The sequence below is a fragment of the Pseudoalteromonas sp. 2CM41L genome (genome assembly GCF_023161905.1).
Lineage (GTDB): Bacteria > Pseudomonadota > Gammaproteobacteria > Enterobacterales > Alteromonadaceae > Pseudoalteromonas > Pseudoalteromonas atlantica.
In genome coordinates, this window is sequence record NZ_JALNTN010000003.1 from 303,494 (window position 1) to 319,240 (window position 15,747).

9 protein-coding genes are annotated in these 15,747 nt (G+C 39.5%); 8 read left to right on the top strand and 1 reads right to left on the bottom strand.

Translation table 11 applies throughout. The features are described 5' to 3' along the window. Positions 1-56: 56 nt before the first annotated feature. The 7 genes from MTF64_RS06285 to MTF64_RS06315 all read left to right on the top strand — a co-directional run bounded on the left by MTF64_RS06285 (position 57) and on the right by MTF64_RS06315 (position 12,795). A complete protein-coding gene (locus MTF64_RS06285) occupies positions 57-4,898 on the top strand; it encodes an NAD-glutamate dehydrogenase (protein WP_248450919.1) in 4,842 nt (1,613 codons plus the stop codon). A 117-nt stretch (positions 4,899-5,015) separates the two neighbouring features. Beyond that, positions 5,016-6,026 (top strand): quinone-dependent dihydroorotate dehydrogenase, encoded by a 1,011-nt coding sequence (pyrD, locus tag MTF64_RS06290; protein ID WP_248450920.1) that lies wholly within the window; start codon positions 5,016-5,018, stop codon positions 6,024-6,026. A 130-nt stretch (positions 6,027-6,156) separates the two neighbouring features. Further along, positions 6,157-6,687, top strand: coding sequence for a cell division protein ZapC (locus MTF64_RS06295; protein ID WP_024033533.1), 531 nt, complete (start codon positions 6,157-6,159; stop codon positions 6,685-6,687). Positions 6,688-6,776: 89 nt separating this feature from the next. Continuing rightward, on the top strand, positions 6,777-8,894 hold the full coding sequence (rlmKL, locus tag MTF64_RS06300; protein WP_054982571.1) for a bifunctional 23S rRNA (guanine(2069)-N(7))-methyltransferase RlmK/23S rRNA (guanine(2445)-N(2))-methyltransferase RlmL: 2,118 nt from the start codon (positions 6,777-6,779) through the stop codon (positions 8,892-8,894). Further along, on the top strand, positions 8,887-9,123 hold the full coding sequence (locus tag MTF64_RS06305) for a glutaredoxin family protein (protein WP_024033535.1): 237 nt from the start codon (positions 8,887-8,889) through the stop codon (positions 9,121-9,123). Before rlmKL ends, MTF64_RS06305 begins: the two co-directional genes overlap by 8 nt. Before the next feature lie 13 nt (positions 9,124-9,136). Continuing rightward, positions 9,137-11,047, top strand: coding sequence for an ABC transporter ATP-binding protein (locus MTF64_RS06310; RefSeq protein ID WP_029772627.1), 1,911 nt, complete (start codon positions 9,137-9,139; stop codon positions 11,045-11,047). An 11-nt stretch (positions 11,048-11,058) separates the two neighbouring features. Next, complete coding sequence (locus MTF64_RS06315; RefSeq protein WP_004586697.1) at positions 11,059-12,795, top strand: DUF3466 family protein; 1,737 nt, start codon at positions 11,059-11,061, stop codon at positions 12,793-12,795. Between the two features lie 136 nt (positions 12,796-12,931). On the opposite strand, the gene MTF64_RS06320 is transcribed toward MTF64_RS06315, so the two are convergent. Beyond that, the gene (locus tag MTF64_RS06320; RefSeq protein ID WP_024033538.1) at positions 12,932-13,444 is read right to left on the bottom strand and encodes a DUF2062 domain-containing protein; all 513 of its coding nucleotides are present in this window, start codon (positions 13,442-13,444) and stop codon (positions 12,932-12,934) included. Here MTF64_RS06320 and MTF64_RS06325 point away from each other — a divergent pair. Further along, positions 13,424-15,688: a DNA internalization-related competence protein ComEC/Rec2 gene (locus tag MTF64_RS06325; protein ID WP_248450921.1), complete on the top strand. Its 2,265-nt coding sequence runs from the start codon at positions 13,424-13,426 to the stop codon at positions 15,686-15,688. The two genes, MTF64_RS06320 and MTF64_RS06325, sit on opposite strands and share 21 nt — an antisense overlap. Positions 15,689-15,747 lie beyond the last annotated feature (59 nt).

The window sequence follows — 15,747 nt, forward strand, 5'->3', positions numbered from 1 at the left end:
ATGGCTGTACAAATATTCTGCTTAACTAAAAGCAGTAATAGATTAAGGAACATACAATGACACGAAATGAAGGCCAAGCCTCGGTTATCCTAGATAATGTCTGTAAGCTTATCCAGAAAAAAGTTCACGCTGATAATGTGTTACTCGTTGAGAAATTCGCCAAAGCCTTGTACAGCAATATGTCTAAAGAGGATTTGGCAAATCGCAATGATAGTGACCTATACGGTGCTGCACTCAGCCTTTGGAATGCACTAGAAAAAAACACCACGGACGACGCAGTAATTCGCGTTTTCAACCCTGAAGTAGCAAAAGATGGCTGGCAGTCATCACATACAATTGTAGAAATTATTGCTAAAGATATGCCATTTTTAGTCGATTCTGTTCGTATGGCTATGACCCGTGAAAATATAGCTTCTCACTTATTACTTCACTGCCCACTAAAAATTCAGCGTGACGATAACGCTAAAATTTCTGGTTTATCAAATTTAAAAGCAGAGCAAGAATCAACCTCTACTAAAACAGTGTTCTTTATTGAGATTGACCGCCAAACCGATGCATCTGTTATTGCGTCTTTCAAAAAAGAGCTCGAATCAGTATTGGTTGATGTTTCTATTGCGGTAGATGATTGGCAGCCAATTCGCGAAAAATTAGTCTCTGTTACTAAAGAAGTACCAAAACGCAAGCACAATAAAAACAAAAACGAAGTATCTGAAGCCGTAGAGTTTTTAGATTGGCTGGCTAAAGATAACTTTACTTTAATGGGTTATCGCGAGTACGAGCTTACCCCTGTACAAGGTGATTACCAGTTAAAAGGTAAAATGGACACAAGCCTTGGCCTGATGAAAAATTCAACCGATGAGCACACACGTTTATTATCTGAATTACCAGAATTTGCTCGCCAAGAAGCCCTCAGCAGTAACTTATTAGTATTAACAAAAACGAACTCTGTATCGCGCGTTCATCGCCCAGCGTACATAGATTACGTTGGTATTAAACGCTTTGATGATGAAGGCAATGTGGTTGGTGAAGACCGTTTTATCGGCCTATTTTCATCAAGCTTTTACAACAACAGCGCAGCAGATGTGCCTGTTCTAAAAACTAAAATTAACCGCATCATGGATATGTGTGACTTTGCAAAAGGCACCCATGCATACAAAGCGGTACTTAATATTTTAGAAACGTACCCACGTGATGAATTAGTTCAAGCTCGCGAGAGCGAGTTACTTGAAGTAGCAATGGGTGTTTTACAAATTCAAGAGCGCGACATGTGTCGCTTGTTTGTTCGTAAAGACGCCTACGGACGTTTCTTCTCTTGTATGGTGTATGTCCCGCGTGAGCGATATAACACAGCGCTGCGCCGAGAAACACAAGACATTTTAGCTAACGCCTTTAATTCTGACGAAAAAGTCGAATTTACTACCTATTTCTCTGAGTCAACACTGGCGCGTACACATTACACCGTTCGTGTGACCGATAACAATATCGAATATAACGTGAAAGACATCGAAAACAACCTAGTAGAAGCTGCTCGTACATGGGAAGATAAATTACAATCTGCACTGTTAGAGTCAGCAGGGGAAGCCCGCGGTAATGAGCTAAATCGTAAATATTGCAACGCGTTTGCACGCTCTTACAAAGATGAAGTACTACCAAGTGCTGCGGTTGTAGATATTGAAAAGCTAGAATTGTTAAACGACGAGAACAAGCTAGAAATGCTGTTCTACCGTCCGCAAGAAGAAGCTAACAGCAATATTGTACGCCTAAGCTTGTTCCATAAAGATGAGCCAATTCACTTATCTGATGTTATGCCAATGCTAGAAAACTTTGGTTTACGCGTTGTAGGTGAAACGCCATATTCTGTTAAAACAAGTGATGGCCGTATCAATTGGATCATGGACTTCTCTATGCTGATTGACAGCAAAGGAATGGCCGACTTTGATAAGATTTCTGCTCGTTTTCGCGCTGCATTAACTAATGTATGGGGCAACCGCCTTGAAAACGACGGCTTTAACCGCTTAGTATTAATGGGTGGTTTAACAGGTCGTGAAGCCTCTATATTACGTGCCTATGCAAAATATATGCGCCAAATTGGGGTTACCTTCTCACAGACCTACATTGAGAGCACGTTTGCAAACTACCCGCATATTGCTGCGCAAATAGTTAACTTATTTGCTAAAAAATTCTCAGTAAAAAGCCCTGCAAGCCCTAAAACACTTGAAAAATTAAGTGCACAAATTTACTTAGAGCTTGAAAACGTAGCGAACCTTGATGATGACCGTATTATACGTTTATATGTAGATATGATTGTGGCAACACTGCGTACTAACTACTTCCAAAAAGATGAAACAGGTCAGTTTAAATCTTACGTGTCGTTTAAAGTACAGCCTAGCTTAATTCCTGATATGCCGCTTCCGCTGCCAGCATTTGAGATTTTTGTATACTCTCCGCGTGTAGAAGGTGTGCATTTACGTGGTGGTAAAGTTGCTCGTGGTGGCCTTCGTTGGTCAGACCGTCGTGAAGATTTCCGTACTGAGGTACTGGGCTTAGTAAAAGCACAACAAGTTAAAAACACCGTAATTGTTCCGGTAGGTTCTAAAGGTGGTTTTGTATGTAAGCAGCTACCGAGTGAACGCGAAGCCTTTATTAAAGAAGGTCAAGAGTGTTACAAAATTTTCATCCGTGGTTTATTAGACATTACCGATAACATTGAGCGTGGTGAAATTGTACCGCCAGCTAATGTAACACGTCACGATGAAGACGACCCATACCTAGTAGTTGCAGCCGATAAAGGTACAGCTACCTTCTCTGATATTGCTAACGGTATTGCTAATGAATACAACTTCTGGCTAGGTGATGCGTTTGCATCAGGTGGTTCAGTAGGTTATGACCATAAGAAAATGGGCATAACAGCAAAAGGTGCATGGGAGTCTGTTAAACGTCATTTCCGTGAAATGGATATTGACTGTCAAACTACCGATTTCACTGTGGTTGCTATTGGTGATATGGCCGGCGATGTATTTGGTAACGGCATGTTATTGTCTAAGCACATTCGCTTACAAGTCGCGTTTAACCATATGCACATATTTGTAGACCCTACACCAGATGCAGCGACCTCTTACCCAGAGCGTGAGCGCTTGTTTAACCTGCCTCGTTCATCATGGGAAGATTACAATAAAGATCTGATTTCAGCGGGTGGTGGGATTTTCTCGCGCGCAGCTAAATCGATTTCTTTAAGCCCAGAAATGAAAAAAATGCTTGGCACTAAAAAAGCAAGCATGACACCGAACGAGTTAATCAAAGCCTCATTAATGATGGAATTTGATTTACTGTGGAACGGTGGTATTGGTACTTACATTAAAAACAGCCACGAAACAGACGCTGATGTAGGGGATCGTGCAAACGATGCGCTGCGCATAAACGGTAAAGACCTTGGCGCTAAAATTTTAGGTGAGGGCGGTAACTTAGGTGCAACCCAATTAGGGCGTATCGAGTTTGCAGCCAAAGGCGGGCGTGTAAATACCGACTTTATTGATAACGTAGGCGGTGTTGCGTGTTCAGATAACGAAGTAAATATTAAAATTTTACTTAACGGCTTAGTTTCAGAAGGGGATTTAACACGTAAACAACGTGATGAGTTACTTTACTCTATGACCGACGAAGTGTCTGAGCTTGTACTTAAAGATTGTTACCGTCAAACACATACATTGTCGATTACACAGTCTAAAGGTGCATCAACACTTAAAGAGAAGATCCGCTTTATTCATGCCCTTGAAAAAGAAGGCAAGCTAAACCGTGCAATCGAGTTTTTACCAACTGATGAAGAGTTGGCAGAGCGCGCTGCAGCAGGTAAAGACCTAACACGTCCAGAGCTTTCAGTATTAGTTTCGTACGCTAAAATGGTGCTTAAAGAGTCTTTAGTAACAGATGAAATTACTGAAAACCCGTACTACCGTCAGCTACTAGTTAAGTCTTTCCCGCGTCCACTGCGTGAAAAATTTAACGACGCGATGGATAATCACCCACTGCGAAAAGAAATCATTGCAACAAAACTGGCGAACAATATCGTTAATGACATGGGCTTAAACTTCATGGTACGCATGAACGAAGAGACCGGTGCTAACGAAGCTGAAATCGCAATGTGCTACTCAATTGCGAGTGAGATTTTTGAAATGCGTGAAACCTGGTCATCAATCAGCGCGCTAGATAATAAAATCCCAGCAGCAGTTCAAACCGAAATGCTGTACCAATTACGTCGTACTGTTCGCCGTGCAACACGCTGGTTCTTACGTCATCGTAATAAGTCACAAACAATTGAACAAGCTATCGAGTTCTTTGCGCCAACGTTTAAAAATTTAAGCGAAAACTTAAATACGTACATGCAAGACAAAGAACACGAATGTTTAACTGGTAAAGCAAATGAGCTAGTTGAAAAAGGTGTACCTAAGCAAATTGCTAAGCGTATTATTGACCTTTCTAGCCTGTTCTCTGTAATGGATATTGCTGAAATAGCGCATAATTCAGGCCGCAGTGTGGCGATGGTATCTAATACCTACTTTAAACTTGGCTCGCGTATGGGCTTACACTGGTTCTTAGATCAAATTACTAACCAGCCTGTTTCTAACCATTGGCAAGCACTTGCCCGTGCGTCGTACCGTGAAGAGCTTGATTGGCAACAACGTACGCTTTCTCATGTTGTGCTAAACAGCTTTGAAGGTGACGAAAACGATGTTGATAATCAAATCGATCAGTGGATGGCAAGCCAAGATCTGCTGCTACAGCGTTGGAAGCAAATGTTAGCTGAATTTAAAACCTCGCAAAGTCACGACTTTGCTAAGTTCTCAGTTGCACTTCGCGAATTAATGTTGTTAAGCCATAACTGTGATACATCAGGAAAATAATTTAGCTTTAATTGGTTATTTATTCAGTAAATAATCAGTTAATTGTTAAAATTGTTATACAATACCTCAGCCTAGTCTGAGGTATTTTTTTGTCTGTAATTTAAAGAGGAACAATTCATGTTTTACGATTTAGCCCGCCGTTTTATGTTCACCCGAGATGCTGAATGGGCACATGAGTTTGCGCTTAATAATTTACGCCGTTTTGCACACACCCCTTTAAACGCAGCTTGGTCACAACAACTACAAAACAAACCAGTTAATTTTTTAGGTCTTGAGTTTAAAAACCCTGTGGGTTTGGCTGCAGGTTTAGATAAAAACGCTGAGTGTATTGATGCCTTTAGCCAAATGGGCTTTGGTTTTGTAGAAGTTGGCACGGTTACCCCGCGCCCGCAAGCAGGTAATGATAAGCCGCGCATTTTTAGATTACCGCAGTCAAATGCCATTATTAACCGAATGGGCTTTAATAATAAAGGGGTCGATAATTTAGTTAATAACGTAAAAAAGGCCAAGTACACCGGTATTTTAGGTATTAATATTGGTAAAAATAAAGATACCCCAAATGAGCAAGGTAAAGACGACTACATTCATTGTATGCGTAAAGTGTTCGAGCATGCTTCGTATATTACGGTCAATATTTCATCTCCAAATACCCCAGGGCTGCGCGATTTACAATATGGCGCCGCGTTAGATGATTTACTGCAAAGTTTAAAGAATGAACAGCTCGATTTAATTGCCAAGCATAATAAGCAAGTACCTATGCTGGTTAAAATAGCGCCAGATCTTGATCAAATCCAAATTGATCAGGTTAGCGAGTCACTATTAACTAATCAAATTGATGGCGTAATCGCAACAAATACTACGCTCGAACGTAGTGCAGTAATGGGTCAGCAATACGCCGATGAGGCGGGTGGTTTATCTGGCAGCCCAGTAAGAGAGCGCTCTACACACGTTGTTAGCGAACTTAAACGTTTAACACAAGGTAAATTACCAATTATTGGTGTAGGCGGTATTGATGATGCGCAATCTGCTCAAGAAAAGCTAAATGCAGGCGCAAATTTAGTGCAGGTTTATACTGGGTTCATCTACAAAGGGCCACAATTGGTAAAATCGATCGTTGATTCCTTATAAGGATCAGTTATGTAAGCTTTTGATCGTTCAATAAATGTTCTAAACAAATGTTTTAAAAATGGTCAAAAGCCGTTATAATCTAATATTAATGTCTTAATAAAAAATAAATTTTTAAACAAGGAGGAGGCAAATGTTACAAGCAACAAAACAATGGCAGTGGATTGCATGTGCAAATAAAAACCGCTTACTACTTGATTTAAATGACGATATGCAACTATGCACTCCGTATAAGTTAAGACAACTCACCGACTGTGTATTTGAAAACCCGCGTTTTAGCTTAGAAGATGCTGCTTTTTATGAACAGGTATATAACTACTTAGATGGTTTTGAGCTGTATAAGCCTGCACAAATTTGCCAAATTGCGCTCAATGCCACCGCTGTAAAATTTCATTTAAAACCGGTACTGGCTAAAAGTTGGTTTTTTGAAGAGTACACAGGCACCCAGCCAAGTACAGAAGCCATCGTTAAACTTACCTCAAAAGCGCAAACCGGTGAGTTTTTAATTGTTGAACATTGCCCTGATGCTTCAATTTGCCTAAACCTTAACGAAACATTCAAACTTGATGATAATTTGTCTCTTGAACAGTTTGAAGTTATCCGCGTTTTAAACAATCGTGTTCACCCGCTATTACTTGAGCAATATCACACTAAATCAGCTTAGCAAATTTACAAATCGAGCTGCGTTTATCAAGTGTTTGTCAGCCAACCTATGTTATAATCCTGCGCAATTAGCTATTAAGGGTTATTACTTTGCAATTTATCGCACTTACTTCTATCGGAATCGAAAATTTACTTGTTGATGAACTAACAGAATTAGGCGCCGTCGTGTCTAAACAAACTGTGGGTTCTGTTCGCTTTGAGGCAGATTCAACATTGGCGCAAAAGGTTTGTCTATCAACTCGTTACGCAACACGTGTGCTGATGCTTATTGAAGAAAAAGAAGGCGTTAATGATAAAGATAGCCTGTATAAATTTGCTCGTTTTCAGCCATGGCAAGAATGGTTTGGCCCTACCCAAACATTTGCCGTTGATTTTAATGGTACCAACGACTCTTTAAAAAATACCCAGTTTTCAGGCTTGGTAATTAAAGATGCGATTGTTGACTACTTTAACGATTTATACGAACAACGCCCAAATGTAGATAAGCAAGATGCCAATGTGCGTGTTGTGGCGCGTTTAAACCGCCATGGTGTGGCATTGTACATTGATTACTCGGGACCTCGTTTGTCTGAGCGCGGTTATCGCCAAGGCCAAGGTAAAGCCCCTATTAAAGAGCACTTAGCGGCCGCGATTATTAAACGCAGTGGTTGGCTTGAAAATGTAAATCAGCCTTTATTTGACCCATGTTGTGGTGCCGGCACTATTTTAATAGAAGCGGCGGGCATGGCGCGAAACGAAGCACCTGGTTTATTTAGAGAAGGGTTTGCTTTTGAGCGTTTACCTAGTTTTAGAGCGGCAAAATTTAAACAACTTCGCGAAGAATTAATTGAGCAAATTACCGATCCTAAATTGTGGTTAATTGGCCACGATTACGATGCGCAAGTTCTTGATAAAGCCATTGCCAATGCCGAGCGTGCAGAGCTGGGTAATGTTATTAAGTTTAAGCAAAGTGATGCAACTAAGCTTACCTCTGTTGCTAAATTACCCGGGGTGGTTATTTCTAACTTACCGTACGGCGAACGTATTGGCTCTATGGCTGAGCTGGTAAATTTACACCGCAGCATGGGCGTGGGTTTTAAAAAGCACTTTAATCATTGGAAGCTTGCCTTACTAGGCATGGATGAAAGCCTATTTAAGCTGTTAAAACTGGTTAAACAAAAGCGTTATAAATTTAAAAACGGCCCATTAGATGTAGAACTAAATTTATACCAGTTAGATGATAAACAGGTAAGCCTGACAAGCGATGACAAACCGGCTCTTAATTTTGAAGGCTCAATGTCGTTTGCAAATCGTTTGAAAAAGAACAAACAAGGCCTGAAAAATTGGCTTAAACAAAACGAAGTACAAGCTTATCGCGTATACGATGCTGATATTCCTGAGTACAACGTAGCGGTTGATATTTACGGCGACTCTGCTGTTATTTTTGAATACGCAGCACCTAAAGAAATTGACGAAAAAACTTCTGAAAAGCGTCTTCAAGATGTGATTAGCTTAACTGCACAGCAGCTAAACATAGCGCCTGAAAACATTGCCGTTAAAGTGCGTAAAAAACAAAAAGGGGAAGAGCAGTACACCCCAATGGCTAAACAAAACCGCACTATGGTGGTGGAAGAGTTTGGCGCTAAGTTTAAAGTAAACTTGTTTGATTACCTCGATACTGGGCTGTTTTTAGATCATCGTTTAGCACGTCGTTATATTCAGCAAAATGCAAAAGACAAACGCTTTTTAAACTTATTTGCCTACACCGGTACAGCCTCTGTGCACGCGGCATTAGGTGGTGCAAAAGCAATTACCACCGTTGATTTATCAAAAACCTACCTTAAGTGGGGCCAAGATAACTTTGCGCTAAATGATATTAGCAATACTCGCTACCGTTTTGAGCAAGCTGATTGTTTAAAATGGCTAGAATACGCTCAAGGCCAATACGATTTAATCTTTTTAGACCCGCCTACGTTTTCTAATTCTAAACGAATGAAAGACGCGTTTGATGTGCAAACCGATCATATAAAATTACTTACTTGGGTTAAAAAAATCTTGAGTCCGTCGGGTACATTAATTTTTTCTAATAACAAACGCGGTTTTGTAATGGATGAAGTAGGTTTGATGGGCTTAGGGTTAAAAGCTGAAAATATTTCAGAAAAAACGTTATCACCTGATTTTAAACGTAATAAAAAAATACACAACAGTTGGTTAATTACCCATGGCTAATTATGTTTTATACCACACCGATGGCTGTCATTTATGTGAGCAAGCCGAGCAGGTTTTATTATCGGTTTTGGATAAAAGTAGTGAGCTTAAATTAATTGATATACTCACTGATGAGCAGCTAATAGCGCGTTTTCAGTTAAGTATTCCCGTATTTGAGAGCAAAAGCGGCCACCATTTGTACTGGCCGTTTGATGCACAAACAGTGCATGAATTTTTAGCGCAAGAATAAAAGAGCAGTATTTATGGATTTAATTAGAATACAAAAAGCGCAGTTAGCTTATGGTACGCACCCATTACTTGATGATGCTGATGCAGTGATAGAAAGCGGTGAGCGCGTCTGTATTGTAGGGCGAAATGGGGCGGGTAAATCTACACTTTTAAAAGTACTAGATGGCCAAGTTATTTTAGATGATGGTGAAATTAACCAGCTTGGCGGGATCAAAATATCTCGCTTAGAGCAAGATCCTCCTAAAGGAGCAAATGGCTCAGTATTCGACTATGTAGCACAGGGTATGCCTGATATTGCTAATTTGCTGATTGATTATCATCATGTAAGCACACAGTTACAAACCGATTGTACCGACAAACTGCTAAATAAGCTTGAGCGTTTATCTAACGATTTAGAAGCGTGTGACGGTTGGCGTTTTGATTCGCGTATTCAATTAGTACTCACGCGTTTAGAGCTTAGCCCAGATGCTAAATTAGAATCGCTCTCAGGTGGTTGGTTGCGTAAAGTTGCCTTAGCACGTGCACTTGTGAGTGAGCCTGACTTATTGTTACTTGATGAACCAACAAACCATTTAGACGTAGACAGTGTTAAATGGCTAGAGCAGTTTTTAAAAGAATTTAAAGGCGGTATTGTATTTATATCGCATGACCGTGCGTTTATCCGTGCTGTTGCAACGCGTATTTTAGATTTAGACCGCGGTAAACTTATCTCTTACCCTGGTGATTACGCGACCTACCTTGAACAAAAAGCGCATGACTTAAAAGTAGAAGAATCACAAAATGCACTTTTTGATAAGCGTTTAGCAGAGGAAGAAGCCTGGATACGCCAAGGTGTTAAAGCCCGTCGTACCCGCAACGAAGGCCGTGTACGTGAACTTAAACAGCTACGTGTTGAGCGCAAAGCCCGTGTAGAGCAAGTAGGTAAAACCGATTTTAATATTGAAACGGCTGATAGATCCGGCAAGCTAGTGTTTGAGGCAAAACACCTTAGTCATGCATTTAAAGATAAAGTGATTGCTAATGATTTTTCTACCCTTGTTATGCGCGGTGACCGAATTGGCTTAGTAGGCCCAAATGGTATTGGTAAAACTACCTTACTTAAATTGCTGTTTGGTGATTTAGAAGCCGATAGCGGCCATGTTAAACAAGGCGTTAATTTAGAATTTGCTTACTTTGACCAATATAGGCAAAAGCTTGATGAAGAGGCCACTGTTCAAGATAACGTTGCCGAAGGTAAACAAGAGGTAATGATGGGCGGGCGTTCTCGTCATGTACTTGGTTACCTGCAAGACTTTTTGTTTCCACCGGCACGTGCGCGTACACCTGTAAAAGCACTCTCTGGTGGTGAGAAAAACAGGCTTTTACTTGCAAAGCTATTTTTAAAACCCTCAAATATTTTAGTACTCGATGAGCCAACCAATGACTTGGATATTGAAACATTAGAGTTACTAGAAGAAATTATTAATCAGTATCAGGGTACTGTGCTTATAGTAAGCCATGACCGTGAATTTATTGATAATACGTGTAGTAGTGTATGGGCGTTTGAAGGTGATGGCAAAATAACTGATATGGTAGGGGGTTACACCGATTACCAAGCTTATTTAAGCTATTTAGCCGAGCAGGAAAAACAGCAACAAGCACCAAAAAAAGACGTTAAACCTGCGCCTGTAGCCGCGACAAAGCCTGAAAACAAAAGCACTAAGCTTTCTTACAAATTAAAACTTGAATTAGAGCAACTACCCAATAAAATGGAACAACTTGAAGCCGCTGTAGAAGCGCAGCAAGCTGTAGTGAGCGATCCTGACTTTTTCAAACAAGATAGCGACGTAACCACTAATGCATTGAACCATTTAGCAAAACTTGAGTCTGACCTTGAAGCCGCGTTTGAGCGCTGGGAAGAACTTGAAGAATTACAGAATCAGTAGTAAGGATTAAAATGAAATATAAATTACTCGCTGCCAGTATTTTAGCGACATTGAGTACATCTGCATTAAGTGCAACCTATGAATTAACAGAACTAGGTACTCTTGACGGCGCTAAACATTCTTACGTGACTGACGTAAGCGAAAGCGGGCACATTATTGGTACTGCCAACGGATTGTATAATTTACCAATCGATATTAGCTATATCGACTTTACCGAAAGCGTTATTGAAAATGCGTACGATAGTGAAGAGTACAACTTTGAGCTAAGTGATAAAGAAATTACTTTTACACTTGATGATATAGAAAATAACGATGCGGTTTTTAATAACGCCGATGCGCATTCATTTATGGTTAGCTTTTTAGCTGGCAGACCAACGGATTACGAGTACCAAAAGTTAAGCTCGGTAGTTGGTATTAAGTTTGACGATGGCATAGTGACTGAGCAAATACTGTTTGATGAAGAGTCGGTAGATTACGATGGTTTAACGCGTTCGGTTAGTAACTTTTATAATGCGGTAAGCGAAGATGGCGTGAGCGTTGGTTGGAGTGCAGCTCCATATGATAAAGTTTTATTTACGCCAGATGATGAAGATGAAGAAGAAACATGGTTTACCCATGACTTTATTGAGCGCGGAATAGTTATTTCTGAAGATGGAACGCAAAAGGTTGAGTTAGTTCCAGACTTTGACGATTACGGCGGTACTAGCCGAGCTAACGATATTGTTAAAACAAATGACGGATACACTGTCGTTGGTTATGTTTCAACAGGTATTCCTGAAGACAGGCTTGATAATATTGAAGATAACTGTGATAACGAAGACGAGCCAACCAATACCTGTGTGGAATTATTAAATTCAAGTGTAACCACCGGCGTATTTGATGAGCGCGCGGTAAAATGGGAGCTTGATGAAGCATTTAATATCACTTCTACTGAAATACTAGGCCTTGCCTTAACGCCAGAAGAAGATGATGACTTTGCTTTTACAAGTACCGCTCTTGCGCTAAATAATAATGGCACAGTGGTGGGCTCTTCAAATGCTCGTTACTATAAAAATGACGACACTATTTTAACAATGCCTGTTTATTTTAAAAATGGTGACGTGTTTAATTTTATAGACCAAGAAGATGATTGGCTTTCTGGCAAAGCGCTTGCTGTCAATGACAACGATGTAATTGTTGGTTATGCATCAAAGCGTATTGAAACCACGATCCGTGATCAGTTTTTCTATCATGATATAAGTACTGGCAATACCGTTTTCCCTACCGGTTACTTTAATAGCTCAAGCGCTTATGGTAATGATATTAATAACCAAGGTTATGTTGTTGGTGAAGGCGAGGTAGGTACATCTGAAAACAGCCGTCGTAAAGAAGCGTTTATATATAAAATTGGTGACGATAAAATTACCAATTTAAACGATTTACTACCTTGTTATGAAACAGATGGTGAAACAGACTACGCCTACACAATGGCTGAAGCGAAAGTCATTAATGAAGACAATGAGATTTTTGGTGTAGCTACCAAAACCGTTGAAAAGCGCGATACCTTTGGTAATGTAGAAACCGATATCGAAGGTAATATTGAGTACGAAAGTGTTGCTGTTGCAGTAAAGCTAACACCTATTGATGGTGAAGTAGAAGACTGTACACCTATAGAAGAAGAGCTTTATGAAAGAAGCTCAGCAAGCTTCCCTTGGTACACACTGTTATTATTGCCGCTAGTGGGCTTACGCAGAGTATTTAGGTTTTAAGCTTAACGCTTTTCATAAAAAAACCAACTTATAAAAGTTGGTTTTTTTTCGTCTATAATAAAGTGCTGGCGTTAATTAGTTATCTCAATTTGCTTCATTAAGTCATTCTATTTTAGTACTTTAATAGTTGGCTTTATTACGTATTAGTATTTCGTGCTAACCAGGCTTTGCGCACAGAGCGTCGCCAAATAATATCAATACCTAAATAAGCAATAATAGCGGCAACAGAAGCGCACACCAGTGAGCCAATTAAAAATGCAGGACCGATGGTAGAAAGGCTTTCTAAGAACCATGCCCAACTGGCTTCAAATGCAAAATGCTGCTCTGGTTGATTTAAAACAAGCGTACCTACAAGGTATGAGCCGTAAAATATTGGCGGCATAGTCAGTGGGTTGGTAAGCCACACTAATGCCACAGAAATAGGTAAGTTAACTCTAAATACAATAGCTGCCGCAGCGGCTAAAACCATTTGAAAAGGAACAGGGATGAACGCAAAAAATAAACCAACCGCAAATGCGCCCCTTGCCGAGCGTCTGTTTAAATGCCATAGGTTGGCGTCTTGTAATAGGCGGCCGAATATTCTAAGTGTTTTATGATGCCTAATTTTATTAGGATCAGGTAAAAATCGTTGGATCGTTTTCTTAGGCATTTCAAGCAACCATTTACTTCAGTGTGGATTAGTCTTGGATTTGTAATAGGTTGTATTTCAACCGTATTTTATTATCAAACCCATGAATTTACAGTCATCACAATATCTGTCCTTATTGCGAGCGCCTATTTTAAGCCGTTTTTGAATGTTTTGTTAGGGTTTATTTTAGCTATTTGCTGCATTGTTGTGCACTTTTACCTGTTTTATAGCTATACATTGCCAAATGATAAAAATAACTATGCTTACCCTGCCACAATTCTCGTTGATGACGTTATCTCTGCAAAGCAACCACAGTATATAAAAGCAACGTTATTAAAGTTAAATGGGGATGAAATATACAAATTTAAAGCACCTAAAGCCATGTTAAGTGTCGATTCTGCACAGCTTATTAAACAGGGCGATACTTTTGAGGCAACAATAGCGCTGAAAAAATTCAGAACAATTAAAAATATCGGTGTGTTTGATAATAATGTGCATGCCTTTAAACAACGCATATTATTTAAAGGCAAAGTACTTAATAAGCAATTGCGCATTACTAACGCGGCTTCACCTTCAATAATTTATAAATACAGGGTATTTTTAAAACACACCTATCAAAACACAGCGCTTAACTGGCTTTATTATGCATTGCTTAGTGGTGATAAATCACTGATGTCGTTCGAAAATAAACAAACTATGCAAAGTTTAGGGCTCAGCCATTTATTAGCCATTTCAGGGTTGCACATAGGGCTTATATTCAGCAGTTTTTATTTACTGAGTAAGTACATAGCATACATCCTTAAAATTAATGTATTGCAGTCTATTAATTTAACTATTATTTATTGTTTTATCGGCTGGTTAGCGGCATTTATATATGTTTATTTAAGTGAATTTTTACTCTCAGCGACTCGCGCATTTATTATGTTGAGTTGTGTATTAGGTCTTTACTTTATTGCCAAACAGCCACTGCGCTGGCGAAGCATTCTATATGCTTTAGTCGCTGTATTACTCATCAATCCTTTTAATGTTTTAAACCCAGGTTTATATTTTTCTTTTATTGCGGTTGCAATTATTTTCCTTGTTATAAAGCACCTTCCTAAAATTAAATATAATTGGCTTAGCGTGTTTATAGCGCTGTGTATTATTCAGCTTGCTTTATTTATTGGGCTTTTGCCTATTACCCTTATTTATTTTAATGGGGTAAGTATTGCTGGGTTGGTTATTAATTTATTGGCAATTCCATTATTAAGCGTGGCGATCATGCCGCTTTTGCTGCTATTTACGATAATAAGTACTGTGGTAGATATAACGCCCGTCATTTTATTATTCGATAGTGTACTTATAACATTGTTTAAGTATATGGATGAAATCCCTTGGCATTACAGATGGTTAGATATAGCTAAACCGCGTACATTGTACTTAGTCGCAGCTTATCTATGCATATTAATCGCTTGGTTTAGTCCCTTTAAACGTTTAGCACTCATTCCTCTATGCGTTACATTAATAGATTATCTGTATTCACCAAAACCTCTTTGGCAATTGCATGTGTTTGATGTTGGGCACGGATTAATGACGTTACTCGAAAAAGACAATCAAGCGCTGGTTTACGATTTTGGCCCGAGTTATTTTAACCGTTTTAGCCGTACATACAGTGTGTTAATTCCCTATTTAAAAACACATAACTTAACCGTCAGTGATGCAATAATAAGCCATCAAGACAACGACCATGCAGGGGGCGCAGCACATTTTATTAATGCAGGGTATGGTGAAAGCTTTAAGCGTTTTCACCCATATGGCATAACCACACAGTGTATGTCTTTAGATTATAACTTTAATGGATTGCGCATTAGCAGCTTTGCTGATAGCACATTTAATAACGAAAATGATAATTCGTGTGTGCTTTTAATCAAATCACCCCAACTTACTATGTTATTAACGGGTGATATTTCTAAAGCACGTGAGATGAGCCTTATTAAAACTCACTCATTACAAGCCGATGTGATTTTAAGCCCTCATCATGGCAGCGATACGTCTTCAAGCACGGAATTTATCAACCATGTAAATCCGCATACGGTTATTCACTCAACAGCTTTTCAAGGCCAATGGCAATTTCCCAGTGAAAAAGTGGTTTCGCGCTACAAAGCAATAAATGCTAAACAATATGTTACGGCACTTGATGGGCAAATTACGGTAAGTATTTATCAAGATAGCTTTAAAGTGACAACGGCGCGCAAACACGAAAGTTATTGGTTTATAGAAGATTGACGTTTAGTTTTAACGGTTTGAAGGATACAATAAGGGCTGTAATTGTATAACGAGAGTAA

Bases quoted from the DNA above. Each gene is read 5' to 3' on its own strand.
- MTF64_RS06285 (WP_248450919.1), top strand. From the start codon at position 57: ATGACACGAAATGAAGGCCAAGCCTCGGTTATCCTAGATAATGTCTGT.
- pyrD (WP_248450920.1), top strand. From the start codon at position 5,016: ATGTTTTACGATTTAGCCCGCCGTTTTATGTTCACCCGAGATGCTGAA.
- MTF64_RS06295 (WP_024033533.1), top strand. From the start codon at position 6,157: ATGTTACAAGCAACAAAACAATGGCAGTGGATTGCATGTGCAAATAAA.
- MTF64_RS06305 (WP_024033535.1), top strand. From the start codon at position 8,887: ATGGCTAATTATGTTTTATACCACACCGATGGCTGTCATTTATGTGAG.
- MTF64_RS06310 (WP_029772627.1), top strand. From the start codon at position 9,137: ATGGATTTAATTAGAATACAAAAAGCGCAGTTAGCTTATGGTACGCAC.
- MTF64_RS06315 (WP_004586697.1), top strand. From the start codon at position 11,059: ATGAAATATAAATTACTCGCTGCCAGTATTTTAGCGACATTGAGTACA.
- MTF64_RS06320 (WP_024033538.1), bottom strand. From the start codon at position 13,444: ATGCCTAAGAAAACGATCCAACGATTTTTACCTGATCCTAATAAAATT.